Source organism: Victivallis lenta, from assembly GCF_009695545.1.
GTDB lineage: Bacteria > Verrucomicrobiota > Lentisphaeria > Victivallales > Victivallaceae > Victivallis > Victivallis lenta.
On record NZ_VUNS01000008.1, the window covers coordinates 12,839 to 27,206 of the forward strand.

Annotated in this window: 12 protein-coding genes; 6 read left to right on the forward strand and 6 right to left on the reverse strand. The window is 57.4% G+C overall.

All coding sequences use genetic code 11. The annotated features are described in order from the left end of the window. Positions 1-316 precede the first annotated feature (316 nt). The 4 genes from FYJ85_RS09015 (at position 317) to FYJ85_RS09030 (ending at position 2,667) form a co-directional block, all read left to right on the forward strand. The gene (locus FYJ85_RS09015; protein ID WP_154418028.1) at positions 317-1,534 is read left to right on the forward strand and encodes an ATP-binding protein; all 1,218 of its coding nucleotides are present in this window, start codon (positions 317-319) and stop codon (positions 1,532-1,534) included. Continuing rightward, positions 1,534-1,746, forward strand: coding sequence for a hypothetical protein (locus tag FYJ85_RS09020; RefSeq protein ID WP_154418030.1), 213 nt, complete (start codon positions 1,534-1,536; stop codon positions 1,744-1,746). The genes FYJ85_RS09015 and FYJ85_RS09020 overlap by 1 nt, the downstream gene beginning before the upstream one ends. A 244-nt stretch (positions 1,747-1,990) precedes the next feature. Continuing rightward, positions 1,991-2,257 (forward strand): DUF6364 family protein, encoded by a 267-nt coding sequence (locus FYJ85_RS09025; protein WP_154418032.1) that lies wholly within the window; start codon positions 1,991-1,993, stop codon positions 2,255-2,257. Next, a complete protein-coding gene (locus tag FYJ85_RS09030; protein WP_154418034.1) occupies positions 2,254-2,667 on the forward strand; it encodes a type II toxin-antitoxin system VapC family toxin in 414 nt (137 codons plus the stop codon). The genes FYJ85_RS09025 and FYJ85_RS09030 overlap by 4 nt, the downstream gene beginning before the upstream one ends. Before the next feature lie 706 nt (positions 2,668-3,373). Here the strand turns inward: FYJ85_RS09030 and FYJ85_RS09035 are convergent. The 6 genes from FYJ85_RS09035 to FYJ85_RS09060 form a co-directional block, all read right to left on the reverse strand. After that, positions 3,374-5,254, reverse strand: coding sequence for a right-handed parallel beta-helix repeat-containing protein (locus tag FYJ85_RS09035; protein ID WP_154418036.1), 1,881 nt, complete (start codon positions 5,252-5,254; stop codon positions 3,374-3,376). Between the two features lie 78 nt (positions 5,255-5,332). Further along, a complete protein-coding gene (locus FYJ85_RS09040; RefSeq protein WP_106054236.1) occupies positions 5,333-6,022 on the reverse strand; it encodes a prepilin-type N-terminal cleavage/methylation domain-containing protein in 690 nt (229 codons plus the stop codon). Between the two features lie 67 nt (positions 6,023-6,089). Further along, positions 6,090-6,701 (reverse strand): type II secretion system protein, encoded by a 612-nt coding sequence (locus FYJ85_RS09045; RefSeq protein WP_154418038.1) that lies wholly within the window; start codon positions 6,699-6,701, stop codon positions 6,090-6,092. After that, on the reverse strand, positions 6,698-8,164 hold the full coding sequence (locus FYJ85_RS09050) for an NPCBM/NEW2 domain-containing protein (protein ID WP_154418040.1): 1,467 nt from the start codon (positions 8,162-8,164) through the stop codon (positions 6,698-6,700). Before FYJ85_RS09050 ends, FYJ85_RS09045 begins: the two co-directional genes overlap by 4 nt. Before the next feature lie 2 nt (positions 8,165-8,166). Further along, on the reverse strand, positions 8,167-10,344 hold the full coding sequence (locus FYJ85_RS09055; protein WP_154418042.1) for a WD40/YVTN/BNR-like repeat-containing protein: 2,178 nt from the start codon (positions 10,342-10,344) through the stop codon (positions 8,167-8,169). Between the two features lie 18 nt (positions 10,345-10,362). Continuing rightward, positions 10,363-12,075: an acetylxylan esterase gene (locus FYJ85_RS09060; RefSeq protein ID WP_154418044.1), complete on the reverse strand. Its 1,713-nt coding sequence runs from the start codon at positions 12,073-12,075 to the stop codon at positions 10,363-10,365. A 258-nt stretch (positions 12,076-12,333) separates the two neighbouring features. On the opposite strand from FYJ85_RS09060, the gene FYJ85_RS09065 reads away from it, so the two are divergent. Both FYJ85_RS09065 and FYJ85_RS09070 read left to right on the forward strand, forming a co-directional pair. Then, positions 12,334-13,140 (forward strand): helix-turn-helix domain-containing protein, encoded by an 807-nt coding sequence (locus tag FYJ85_RS09065; RefSeq protein ID WP_158704124.1) that lies wholly within the window; start codon positions 12,334-12,336, stop codon positions 13,138-13,140. Between the two features lie 315 nt (positions 13,141-13,455). Then, on the forward strand, positions 13,456-14,340 hold the full coding sequence (locus tag FYJ85_RS09070) for a glycoside hydrolase family 130 protein (RefSeq protein ID WP_206213061.1): 885 nt from the start codon (positions 13,456-13,458) through the stop codon (positions 14,338-14,340). The last annotated feature ends 28 nt before the right edge of the window (positions 14,341-14,368 follow it).

A 14,368-nucleotide genomic window follows, 5' to 3' on the forward strand; every position in this document is an offset into this window, starting at 1 on the left:
CCGACAGAAGCGAAGGTTTATGGAGAAAGCTATGGATATTACACTTATTCCGTATCGGACAGGTGAAGAACTTGAGGACGGCCGGCAACTATAGTCATGCGGCTGCCTTGCTTTCTCATTTGCGGAGTTAGGTACATCCGCAGAAATGGTATCCAATCTTTTTTTGCATAGACCGACATCGAATAAACTGCGTTTTCTGCTATTCCTCTATCCCGAGAAACAGCGGGAGACCGATAACAAATATTTTTGACATATATCATGATCTTTTCTTGAAAAACAAAAGTTTTGAATGTATACTTTTAAAAATAGAGGGAGTATGAAAAATCGTCCGTTGTATCTGAAAGAACTGCAAAAGTACCGGGATAAGAGCGTCATCAAAGTTGTGACCGGCATCCGGCGTTGCGGCAAATCAAGCTTGCTTCAGCTTTTTGTGGAGCATCTGAAAGAGCAGAAGGTTCCGGAGGGGCGGATACTCCAAATCAATTTCGAATCGCTTCAATACGATGGAATGACTTACCGGGAGCTTTACAATCAGGTGATGGAGAAAGCAAAAGCCGGCACTGGGAAGTTTTATCTGTTCCTTGATGAAATTCAGCGGGTGGAGCATTGGGAAAAGGCGATCAATTCCTTTCAGGTGGAGCTGGACGCCGACATCTACATCACCGGTTCAAACGCCTATCTGCTCTCGTCGGACCTGGCGACTTATCTGGCCGGACGCTATGTTGAAATCAGAATGCTGCCGCTCTCTTTCCGGGAATTTCTGGACTTCCATACCTTTCCGGAACTTGTTTCCGCGGAGACGAAATTTGAACATTATCTCCGGTTCGGCGGTTTTCCCGGCCTGGCTGAATTCGATTTCAATGAAAAACAGATTCATGAAGTTCTGGAAGGTATTTACGCTTCCGCCGTACTGAAAGACATCTATCAGCGGCTGGAAATCCGAAATTCCGACCTGCTGGATAAGGTATGCCGTTTCTTCGCCGACAATATCGGCAATACTTCAAGCGCCAACCGCGTCGCCGGGGTGTTGGAAGCGGAAGGCAATCTGCCCAAAGCGAAAAAAGGCATTTCCGCCGGGCTGGTTTCGGGGTATGTCGATGCGTTGGTGAACGCTTTCATTTTTTACCGTGCGGGCCGTTATGACATCAAGGGCAAGGAGTTGCTGAAAACGCTGTCGAAATGGTATATCGTGGATATGGGTTTCCGCAATCTGCTGCTCGGCTACCGCAATGCCGACCGGGGGCACATTCTGGAAAATCTCGTTTATCTGGAATTGCTCCGGCGCGGCTACACGGTTTCCATCGGCAAAATAGGATCGTTGGAAGTGGATTTCATTGCGACGAACCAAACGGAAAAACATTATATTCAGGTCACGGAAACCATGCTCGGTGACGAAACCCGCGCCCGTGAACTGGAACCGCTGCGGAAGATTTCGGACAATTACCCCAAAACGGTTTTGACCATGGACCGGAGTTTCCTGACCAACGAGGATGGCATTGAAATCGTCAATCTCATCGACTGGCTGCTCGGTTGATGGACATCCTGTCGCAAAAGATCAAAGAGATTGAAAAGCGATTAACCGAAATCGCGACGGAACGAATTGCATTGGAGCAGGAGCTTATTTCTCTTCAACGGGGGTATCGAGCGATCGGTTATCGCATTTCCGATGAAAATGAATTACCTTTTCGGCTGGATGCATTCACCCATCCAATGATGCCTGACAACTTCGTCGAACACCTCTTATAGATTTCGGTCTTTTGCCAGGCGGACACGGACTTTTGAGGGAAAATGTCCGATTTGTCGTGTCCGGCTGAACCATAGTTCTGTCCGTTTGGACAGTGGAATCGTCCGAAAGGAAGCAACAGAAATCCGTCCAGACAGCACTTGTGTCCGTCGAAAAGCGGACTTTCAACAGAAATTCTGCCGAATTTGATTTTTTCGAAAATTACACGTATATTTTATTGTAAAATAATACGTATAAAGGATTATCATGGCAACGACAAAACTGACATTGAGCGTTGACCCGGAAGTGATCGCCAAGGCCCGCCGAATCTCGAAGCTGAGAAAGACGAGCGTGTCCGCGATGTTTTCGCGTTATATCGCCACCTTGGAGGAGAGCAAACAGAGGGAAACTCCCTTGCCGCCGATGACCAAGCGCGCTCTGGCGCTCGCGGCCGGAACCGCCCCGGTGCCGGAGAATTGGGATTATCGCGATGAGCTGAAAGATATTCTTGACGAAAGGTACGGCCTTAAATGAAGAAGGTATTCATCGATACCAGCATTCTGCTGGATGTCTTTTTGAATCGGGAATCTTTCGTGGAACCGGCGGCGGCAGTCTTTGCCGGCTGCGAGTCCGGCAAAGTCAAAGGCATCGTTTCGGCGATTTCTCTGAATAACTTGCATTATATTCTTTCCCGGCATATCGGGAAGAACAAGGCGTTGGAGGCGGTGCGGATTGTGCTGAACATTTTTACTGTTGCTGCTCTGGACGAAAAAATATTGCGCCTTGCCGCCGATCTGTCGCACAAGGGTTTCGAGGATGCGATCCAGTTCCATTCCGCAGTCGCGGCCGGAGCAACCTGCATCATTACGCGCGATGCCAGCCATTTCCCGAAGGATGAAGTTCCGGTTCTGTCACCCGCCGATTATCTGGAAATGAATTTGTAAGTTCGGATTTCAGGGAGACGATTTGATTTTAGCGAAATAACATCTATAGTAAAGCGGCACCGTAACATGTGCCGGGTTCATTATAGACAGGGTGCCACATCGGTACCGTTGATACTTGATTGCGATGCTGTTGAAAGGGGGAATTTTGAAATTTTCTTCCTATTTTCGCTCTTGATGGACAAACTGGGAGTCTCATGCAGGAAAAACCCCTGAAACGGTATCGAAAACGAGGCGTCAAACAGTACCGTTTGGAGACTCGAAAGTGCCGAAAGGTGCCTTTTCAGGCAGGTTGAAGCGTTCGGGAATCAAAAAGCTAAATTGGAGAACGGCTTCTTGAAAGAGAACGTGTCAGACCATATTTCAAGCTCAGAATATGGAATTGGTCAGTTCACACCAGCTTCACTGTTTTTTGAAGTTTAAAGCCGCTCAGGAAAAGTCCGAGCGGTTTTTTTCGTGTCTGCCCGGCCGGAAGTGCGCCGGACAACCTTGGAGTGAGTTCCGTGCAGTTCAGATGCTTCACCGTACAGTCATCACAAGCTCTGAATTCAGGAAAGCGAGGAAAGTTCCGTGGAGCGAAAAGTCACGATGACGCCGCCTTTTCAACCGCAGGCGGCAGGATTCAGGCACTTTGCGCCCTCTTCCGCCGGAACCGGACGGCCCTTCCCCCCGGAAGCGCTTTATTTTCATGACGCATAGCCTTAAAAACTCAAAGGCCACGGTCTGCTGCCGCATCGGTCTGTTCTCCGCAGCCGGAACAGCCGGGCCCGGCGTATACGATCATCCGGCAGCGCCGTCCGGGATCGGTCAGGCTGTTGTGCCGGCACTCGATGGCGTCACTGCCGAGAAACAGAATCGCACTGTATGACTCCCGCAGCCGGGAAATCTCCTCCCCGGACAACTCCTTTCCGGAAAAATCGAGCCGGCTGCTGACATCCAGCCGGCCGATGGCGGCGGGATTGGAAAAGGGATGGAAGATCCGGTTGTTCGAAACCCGGGGATGCCGACTGTTGAAAACGGCGATTCCCGAACCAGCGTTGCAGTTGCGGATTTCATTGCCTGAAATGGTGATATTCTCCGCATTGACGACCGGCGTGATCCGGTCTGCGGGCGGCGCACAGCAGCCGCACATGACCAGAATCGCCGCAAGGGCGGTATGCCCGAAAGCGCAGTCCGTCAGGGTATTGCCCTGAATCACGATATTCCGGGGCATCGGACCCTCCAGCCAGAAGAACTCCGGCTTCAGGATGATTCCGTTGAGGGCCGTGCGTGAAATCCGGTTGTTCTCGATCCGGCAGTCGGCGGCTTTCAGCAGGATTCCGCGCACATGGCAGTCGTGAAGATCGTTATCGCGCAGCACTGCGCCGGAGCCGCAGCTGTCATAGTCGCACGCGAAGTCGCCCGGTTCCGTATCCAGCGGCCGGTCGAACCGGATCCGGCACAAAGAGCCGCCGGGGAAATTCTGAAGGACCATCCCGAATCTCCGGCCGTAAAGTTCCCTGACCCGCCGCAATCCCTCCTGTTCGCTCCCGGCGATCTCCAGCCGGGAGGCGACCGCGGCCCGGAATTTCTCCCGTCCATAGGGGGCGGAGAAAAAAGTCAGTTCCGTACCGGGCCGCAGACCGGTGCCGAAAGGGGTGACGATCAGCAGTTCATCTTCGGCGAGCTGTTCCACCGCCACATGAAAATAACCGTGGATGTTCACGAGATCATCCATCGCCCAGGAAAATTCGCACTGTTCGATCAGCGGTCCGCGCCGCTGGTTCATCGAGTGGAAACAGTCGGCGGCGGAGGCCAGCAGCCGGTCCGTCCCCGGACGGCGGATCAGCCGGCAGCGGCGGTAAGTGTTGCCTCCCCCGCCGTGGCCGCTCTCGTAAAACGCGAAGCAGGGCGAAGCGTAGACCGTGACCGCCTCGAAGCACATGGTTTCGCAGCCGTCGACCAGCAGCATGCCGCCTTCATGGCGCATTCCCAGCACGATACGGTCGCCGGGACGGGGCACCCGCAGCTGGTAGCGCCAGTGGCGGGCGACCGGTTCCGATACCGGAACCAGCAGATTGCCCGCCGCGTCGAAAGAGAGTGTTTCCCGAGGAACAATGAAGTCGAGATTGTCGATCTCATGCTCGCCCGCCGCATCGAGAAACATCAGCCGGAAGTGATCCTGATCCCGCTGTCCGTGAAAACGGCGGACAAAGTACTCCTCCAGCCGGATCACCAGCCGAACATCTCCGACGTCAAGCAGAGTTCCCTGCAGAAACGGCAACTCCTCCATATCGAGGGCGAGGCCGGAAAGCCGGACGTTGCGGCAGTTGCGGAAATGTACGCCCGCCGTGACTTCGGAGGAAAACCAGAAGGTCGCGCCCTCCGCTTCCAGAGAGATGTCCCGCAGGTTTTCCAGCAATATTCCCTCCCGGCCCGGAAAACGGTAGTCGCCGGGCGGAATGCGGACCGTGCCGGAGCTGTTCCGCCCGGCGCGCCTGATCCGTTCCAGCACTTCGCGCCCGGCGGCGGCCCGGCGCTCTTTTTCGTCTTCATCCCACGCGGAAACCTCCGCAGGAAACAATTGTGATATGGTGATCGTTTTCTTCATGGATCGGTGATGCTTTTCCCGGCATATTTTTCTGCTGCCGTATTATCGTACAGATTCGTATTGGGCGGAACCGGCCGCTTACAAGGAGTCCACGTATTCGAGGACGCTCCCCATCGGACTCCAGAAGGGATACCACGCTTCGCCCTTCCAGACCTCCCTCCGGGCGTATTTGGCCGCGGAACCGTCTGCCCGGACCATGGTGCTGAAGCCGGAATGGTGATCCGGATCGTAGTTCATGATCGTCCCGGAACAACATCCGTATACCAGCACCTGACGGCGGCATTTTGGGTAGGCAGGAAGCCGCTTGAAGACAAAAGCCCCCATTCCGTCGGAATAACTGTCGCGGCAGTAGTCATAATGAATCCGCCCCGCGTTGTCTTTGGAAAAAGCTTCGGGGAAAGCCGGACACTGAAGGACCGCGGGCCGGTCGGAACCGTCTGCTTCCGGTATCAGTGAACTGCCTGCGGCGCTCCCCAGATAACCTGTTTTGGCGACAAGCATCAGTCCGGCGGCGTTTTTGTCGGTCTCATATTGGTTAGGGTTGCCGGGCCACCGTCCCAGCGAATAAGCGGTCGGAGGCAGCCGGTCGTTATAGTCGCCGCAGTACATGGCAATCCCGAGGCCGATCTGCTTGAGATTGCCGATGCAGTTGTTGGTTTTGGCCGCACTCCGGGCTTTGTTGAGCGCCGGCAGCAGCATGGCCGCGAGAATCGCGATGATTGCAATCACAACGAGAAGTTCAATCAATGTAAAGAGAGTTCTTTTCATGCTTTTTCCTTATCTCTGCGTTCATATGACAATATCGTATCGAGGAAACCTCCGATACCCGACATATTCAGTAATTCCGATCTTTCCAATAAACTCCCGCAAGAAATCTGCAACCTGCCGCGTGTCCGTCAAGAAACGAGATATTGTAAGCGAGGTTGTGAGCCAGTGCGGAAACCGCTTCGCCGATATCTGTTTTTTCCGCTCCCCTGTCGGCGATCAGGTAATACTTCGAGGGTTCCCTGACCCGGCTGACCTTTGTGACCGTCGGTGTCTGAGACATTCCGCTGCCGTTCCACTGCCAATCGGCTCTTCCCCAGATGTAACTGGTGGCCGGCAGGCCGTTGAAATTATCGTTCAGAGATTCCCAATACTGTTTGTCGGAAGGGCAGCGAAACAGAGTGGTTTTGTGCTCCTGGCCGCTGGCAACCAGCAGCTGATACCCGACCGCATAGCCGAGATAAATATTGTCCACATTCTGTTGATAACCGGCGCAATAGTCGTCGTAGGCATTGGCATAGAGTATATTGCCGGTCATCAGCTGCTTCAATTGCGAGAGACAGGATGTGCCGTTCGCTTTTTCCCTGGCCCTGTTCAGGGCCGGCAGCAGCATGGACGCAAGAATTGCGATGATCGCAATTACAATAAGGAGTTCAATCAGTGTAAAAAATCTGTTCTTCATTCTTCTCTCCCGGATCTGTTGAAATATGTCTGCCGTCGGTCTGACTTTTCTTTTACATTGTCATCTCCCTTTGTCCGCAATGTCCAGAGTTCCCGCAGCGTGATCTTCCCGCCGGAAGGCAGCTCTGCAATCGCGGAATGATGTTCCAATTCCGTAAATTGCCGCGCCGCGTAGACATGATTCGGAAATTCGGCGCCATGTTCTTCCGGCGCTGCCTCCACGGCTAAAACGTCACCGGAAACCAGATGCGCCCGGATGGTCTGCCGCGGTCCCGGACTTTTGCGTTCCACGCTCTCCAACCGGTCAAACGGGATATCGGCAACCCGCAGAAAAGCGGAGTTTCCGTCGTTTATCCAATACTGCGCCGCTTCCGCCGGAGCGTCGGAGTGCCGGGTGGAACCGGGCAGCTCCAGTTTATCGATGCTTTCCGTCGGCAGGACCGCAACGCTCCAGATGCCGCACGGCCGGGAGAAATCCCCGAGGTTGTGCAGAATGGTCGTCACTTCCAGCCGGTCGCCGCCCGGCCGCAGACGGAACCGGTATTCCGTCCGCAGCAGGAGGAAAAGGCTCGGGCGCGAGATCAGGATGCACTCGCCCTCCTCGCCGAAGCGGAGTTCATACGGCCCGAACAGATGCAGGTCTTCGCCGGGCAGGAAGTACCACGCCGGTTCCGAACGGGCGAAGCGGGTGTGCTGCCGGTAATAGCTGCGTCCGCGCCGCAGATCCGCCGGCAGCGGATGCCGGGGCTGCTCGAGAACATTCTCCCCGCCGGCCCGCCGGAAACCGACCAGCCTGCCGCCGAACGAGGGCACGATCTCGTATTCAAGCACCCCGTTGCCGATCCGGAGAGCAGGACGCTCCCGCCAGACGAACGGTTCGACTTTGACCTCTTTCCATGCCGGAAGCGGCGGCAACGGCCCCGGCGGCAGCTCGCGCGCCATATCGGCCCGGTTGCGGCAGCGGACCAGATGCTCCTGAAACGCCGCCCGGTCACGCACCCGGAAATACGCTTCGGCGAAACACAGCGTCTGCGCCCTGTAGTCCGGCCCGTACTGCACGGAAAGCTCCAATTGCCGCGCCCCGGCCAGCGGAACGGAAATCCGCCGGCGCGGCGCTTCACGGGTGAAGCGGATGCTCTCTTTCAGCTTCCGGTCCACGATGATATCCAGCCGGACTTCATCCCGGTATGCTTCTTCATCGATCCCCGCCTCGGCGGAAAAGGAGTCCGCCATACCGCCGAGATCGTAGACCAGGCTTCCGTAGGAATCGACGCAGACCGCGTCCGCGACCTCCCTTCCCGCCGCGCGCAGCGTCACGCCGCTGCGGAAACTGCCGTTGCGGATTTCACTGTCGCAATACGGCACTCCCGCCATCGGAATGCACTCCCCTGCCGCGCAGCCGGAAAGGCCGCAGCAGACTGCCGTCATCACCGTGAGAAGAAAGAGGTTCCGTTTGATCGACATTTTCACTCTGCCGTGTCCGGGGAGCCGTTTTCCGCAATGACCGCCCGCCACGCGCCGATGCCGTTCGTGCCGACATAAAGCCGGTTGCCGTCGTGCGGATCGAGCGTCAGGCGCCACGCCATCCCTTCACCCGGCATATCGGACAGCCGCCGGTAGTTCACACCGCCGTCAACGGTCAGGTAAATACCCGGAATATTCTTATGGCTCGTCCACCACGGAGCGGCCACCGCGACGAACCAGCGGCTGGAATTCTTCGGGTCCACCGCGATCCCCTGACACATTTCCATGCCCGGCTGCGAGGCTCTGGTGAAACTCTTCCCCGCGTCGCGGCTGACGAAAAGACCGTTGTCGGTTCCCACCCAGAGCGAATCCGGAGCGGCGGGAATCGCTTCGATCGTACGGACGGCAAGGCCCTTGAAGGCGTCCGTCCCGATCCGGCGCCATTGCCTCTCCCGGCGGTCGCAATGAAATATCCCCTGGTCAGTCGCCGTATAGATATTGACGCCGTCGGTCGCCAAATTCGGCATTTTCGACCAGTTGTCGCCGAAGAGTCTGCCCTGCGGCAGGCCTGGGGCGAAAACCTCCCAGCTGCCGCCGCCGTTCCGGGTGTAATAGACGTTTCCGGAAGTCTTCGCGTTGCCGCCGCAGGCGGCGAGCAGTTCCGAATTGTCTCTGGAAAGCGAAACCAGTCCGGTCAGGAAGCTGTCCTGCCGGGGAATCCCGGAGGACTTCTCCTGCCAATGCCTGCCGCCGTCGGCGCTGACGTAAAAGCCGTTCACGGTCGGGTTCTGCCAGTCGATGGTCATGGTCAGCGCCAGCTTGCGGTGATCGCTGCCGGCGATCAGCAGCCGGCTGGTCTCGTTGATCAGCATGTCTCCGGTCTTCTTATCATCCCGGAAAGGCCAGCTGAAGGTCCGGCCGCCGTCGGTGCTCTTGAACAGCCCGAGGTCGGCGGTATTCACATAAATGGTCTGCGCGTCAACGGGATCGACGACGACCTGATACACGCACAAAGTATTGATGCCGTGCGGACAGGCAGTGAAATGCCGGCCTCCGTCGTCGCTGCGCCATACCGTGAAAAAATCGCCGACGAAAATCCGGTCGGGATCCGCAGGGTCGAACGTGATCTCGTAGACGCCGTTCAGGGCGCTGAAGCGCGTCCATTTCCGGGCGGCCATATACCAGTCACTCGGATACCGGAGCGCCTGTTTGAAATCTGCGGCGGGCTGTATCCAGCTTTTTCCGAAGTCGTCCGTATAATAGAGATGCGCACCCTCGCCCGGCACAGTCGCCCAGATGCGCGGTTTGCGGCCCGGCTGGAATTTCACCTGATGAAAACGGGTCATCTCCTGCCGCACGGGAAGAGCGCGCCAGTTTCTGCCGCGGTCTTCGGAAAAGAGGATTCCTTCCTTTCCGCAGTTGGCCAGCAGCCAATCCGCCCGATAGACGGCACGATCCAGGCTGGTCACACTCTGTTCCAGCAGGCGGTTCCAGCTCTTTCCGCCGTCGCGGCTCTCGTAAAGACCGCCGCTGCGGTTGGAGTCCAGCGGCAGTTCCCGTGCCGAAACGAGAAGGCGATTCGCATCGTCCGGGTCGGTCAGCACGTTGGTCAGGAATTTGTCTCCAAATCCCACGAACTCCCAGTTGTCGCCCGCATCAGGGCTTTTCCAAAGCCCCTGATGGAAGGTCGCCGCATAGAGCGTGCCGTCCGGCGCGAAATTGAGCCGGTTGCCCCAGCCTTTACCGGGTTCACCTTCGCCGGGGAAGCCCAGAATTTTCCGTTCTTTCCAGCTTTCACCGCCGTCGCTGCTGACCATCACGGCGCCGGGATACCAGAATTTCCACGCCCAGGGAGCATTGCCGACCGCCGCCACGAGCCGGTCCGGATTTTTCGGGTCGATCACCAGGTCGGAAACACCGTAGTGGGTCTCCCGGAAAAAGCCGCGATTCTTCATAACCCAGCTTTTCCCGCCGTCGTCGCTGCGGTGAATGCCGCCCTTGTCGGAAAGGCAGTAAACCCGGCCCGCACGGTTCGGATCGGTCACGATCCTGCCGATATAGCCGCCGCCGTCGAGATTGAGACGCTCCCAGCGGCAGGGAAGCTCCGGCGCCGGGGCGGCTGCATTGACCGCCAGACCGCACATCAGGCCGGCACCGGCAAGGAGGAGAGTGTTTTTCATCTGGTTGGAACCCTTTCGTTATTTCGTATAGGTGTGGCGGGAAGCCGTGTCGTGGCTGTAGCCGGGATACCAAGCGTGGTCCAGCCCCTGATACATGGTCATGGAGGCCTTGCCTTTCAGGTTGTTGAAAAGTACCCAGACACCCGAGGGAGGACAAATCCAGTCCGAGAGGCCCGCATGTGTGATCGTGACCGGACAACTGACCCGCGACGCGAAATTCACCGTATCGTAGTAGCCGAGGCCGGGAGCGTAATCCGGCCGCCAGCCGCGCAGCCGCCCGACTTCGACGCCGCCGAGGTCGCAGAGCCACGGAATACCGATTTCACAGCCGGTGATCCCGTCGGAAAGAGCCGCCACCGCCATCGTCTGGAAGGCGCCGTGGCTGCCTCCCTGAAGGTAAGTTTCCTTCCCGTTCCATTCCGGCAGGGAGCGGGCGAACTCCAGCCCCCGCAGATTGCGCAGGATCATGTTCTTGAAATAGCAGGTATCCGGCTGCCGGTTTTCATCGTTTTTGAAACCGTAACCGTTGAGTTCGCCCTTTGCCAGATTGCGGTAATACTCCGGTTCGCGGCCGTTCTCGATGCCGTGGGCGTTGATGAAAAAGTGAATTGCGTCTTTCGATTCGACGACTTCCGCGCTTTGCACGCCGTAACCGTGGAAATGAAGATACAGCGGCAGAGAGCCCGGCTTCGCGTCTTTCGGAACCGTCAGGCAGCCGGAAACCGGACGCTTGCCGACGGCGGCAACCTTGACGTCATAAACCCGGGAGATTTCCGTTTCCCTGACGAGTTTCTTTTCCTGCACCCGCATCGGGACGGCGGCCAGTTCCACCTTCGCCTTCCGCCAGAACGCATCGAAGTCGGCCGGTTCGGGGACGCCCTGCTTGAGTGCTTCCGGAGCGACGCAGGCGCCGAGGCCGAACTCCACCGGGCAGGAGCGGTTCGCCCAGGAGCGGTTGACGGTTTTCCCATCCCGGTCGAGCAGCACCGCCTTGACCATCACGAAGCCGGGTTGATCGAGCGAGGTGCGGCAGACAGCCGGAACGCCCGGCTTCGTCTCCATATCGAACGTCTCCGTTCTGCCGTCGTCGCCGTACCGGGTGATGCGGAGCTTTCCCGCCGCCGGCCTGCCGTCTTCCTGAAGCAGAAAGGAGAAACGCATCTCCTCGCCGGGCCGGTACCGGACATCGGTGCGGTCGGCAGAACCGGTGACCGTGCAGGCGGCATAATCCGGCAACGCTTCTTCGGTGACGGCGATATTGCGGAAGCGGGCGGTTCCGACAACCCAGTCGAGCCCGAGCACGATCGCCGCCGACTTCAGGTTTTCCGGGACCTTGACGGAAACCCGGCGCGTCGTCCAGTCCGCCGAACCGGCCGGGGTGGAGACCTGCGGCATATCCCGTCTGCCGTTTTCATCGACCAGCTTCAGCGCCAGCCGGACGCCGTTCCACGGGTGCGGCCCGGGAGAAACGTTCACCTGGGAGATTTCACCGGAGAGCGTCACCGTCTTCCCCGCCAGCAGCGCGGGATCGACCGGAATGTCCACGGTATTTTCGCCGATGTCAGACGCCGAAAAATTCAAAACTGCCGTGTCCCCCTCTCCAGTGAAATACCGGCCGGCCCCCGGCTGAACCTGCTGCGTCAATTCCGGCTGATAAAGTTTCTCACCGGCCGAAAGTCCCGCCGCGGTCAGCAATACAGCCAGAGGAAATGAAAGAAAGGATTTCTTCATGCCTCAACTCTCCTGTTTATTTTATGGCAAATGATTCCGAAAAAGCAACGCTCGATATCAATCCATCGTTTTTTGCTTTATTTTACGTCTTTTGAATTTTTATTCAACAAGTGCTACTTTAATATTATGACCTGATATCGAGCAAAAAACAAGGGAAAAGGATTGTGTAATATGGCAAATGAAAATACGTTTTCCGGTATTGACATTCCGACCCGGATCGTTTTTCGCTCCAACCGGAACTGCAACGACAGAATCGGAATGGGAATACAGAATAAACCGGAACCGGGTGACCGGATTACGACTCCGACCAGCTTTTCTTTTTTCTCCGTTTCCTGGCTGGCCCGCGGAAGCGGCTGTTATGAAAACAGCATCACGGGACAGCGTTATCCGCTGGGCGCCGGTTCCGTTTTCCTGCGCCGGCCGGAGCTGGAGCACCTGATCCGGGTGGACGCCGAAAGCGGCTGGCTGGAATATTGGCTCCATCTCGGAAACTTCGCATGGCCGTTCTTCCGGAACTATCTTTCGCTCCGCGACGACAACCTGACCGGATATTTCGATCCGTCCCCGGAATGGTTTGCCCGTTTCGACATGCTGCTGAACCGGCTCGAAACCGCGCCGGAAGATGCGCTGCTGGAGTGCGCCATGGAGCTCTGCACGTTCGCGGCCGACTGCGTCCGGCAGACCCGCGGCGGCGGCGAGGAGGAGGATATGATTCATCGCGGCTGCGAATTCCTCGGCACGAACTTTGCGGAAAACCGCGATCTGCACGCCTTCTGCCGCAAAAACGGCTGGGGCTATGAACGGTTCCGCAAGCTTTTCACGGACCGGATCGGCATCTCACCGAACCGTTACCGGATTCAGCGGCGGACGGCGGCCGCCAGATCGCTGCTGGCGCAGACCTACCGTTCGATCGAGAGCATCTCCCGTGAACTCGGCTACTGCTCCGTATTCGATTTCTCCGCCAAATTCAAATCCTACACGGGGCTCTCTCCTTCGGAATTCCGCCGGAAAGCCCAGGCGCCGTACCGGGATTTCTTCCACACCCCCCTGAACCTGATCAAATGACGCAAAGCACCTCTCCCGAAAACAGTCCGCCGATTTTGCCGCCGACGCAGCAAGCCGGTCCGGCCGGAACGGGCGGTCTGCAAACTCCATGTAAAAATATGTAAAAAAGAGAACGGTATTTGTTGCCGGAATCATTGGCGTTATTCGTGTTTTTATCTATAATTACAAAGGATAAAGAATTCGGAACGATGCCGTATGACGGCCGTTCCGGGACGACGACGGCCAAATGCAACGCATGAAAGAGGTATTTACATGGTTTTTACAAAGTATTCCGGCAATCCGGTCCTGGGCCCGCAGGCTTTTCCGGGGGACATCATGTATGTTTTCAATCCGGGAGCGATCCGGTACAACGGGGAGTATCTGCTGATCGTCGACGCCGCCACCGCCGCCACGCCGATCGTTTTCTGGATCGCCCGCAGCAGGGACGGGATTCATTTCACGCCTGATCCGAAGCCGATTTCGGGCTGGCCCGCGCCGGAGAGCGGAGCCGAAAACTGCATTTACGACCCCCGGATCACCTTCATCGACGGAGAGTACATTCTGATGTACGCGAGCCAGGCGCCCGGGCGCGGCGTCCGCACCGGCGTGGTCCGGACCCGTGATTTCCGCGTGTTCGAGCGGATCGAACAGGCCGAGACCGGGCGGAACAACCGCAACTCGGTCCTGTTCCCGGAGAAGATCAACGGCCGGTACGTCCGCTTCGACCGCCCGATGGGCGACGACGAGTGCGAACCCTGCGACATGTGCATCAGCTATTCGGACGACCTCCGCAACTGGAATGACACGAAGGTCCTGATGACGCCGCGCCCCGGCTGCTGGGATTCCCACAAGATCGGCGGCGGCGCGGTTCCGATCCGGACGCCGGAAGGGTGGCTGGTCATCTATCACGGCGTGGACCTGACCTGCAACGGATTCATCTACCGGCTCGGCGTGATGCTGCTCGACCTCGAGGACCCCTCCCGCATCATCGCACGCGGCGGATTGCCGGTGCTCTGGCCGGACCAGCCCTACGAAATGTTCGGCCGGGTCATGAACGTGACGTTCGGCTGCAACGCGCTGCTCGAGGACGACGGCACGGTGCGGATCTATTACGGCGCGGCGGACACCTGCATCGGCCTTGCCACGGCGAAGCTCGACGACCTGGTCGCCGCCTGCCGTGTCGGCAACCCGACCGCGGAACGGTTTTTCTCGGGCAAATAACGGAATCAGCGAAAGCAGAAGACAGTAT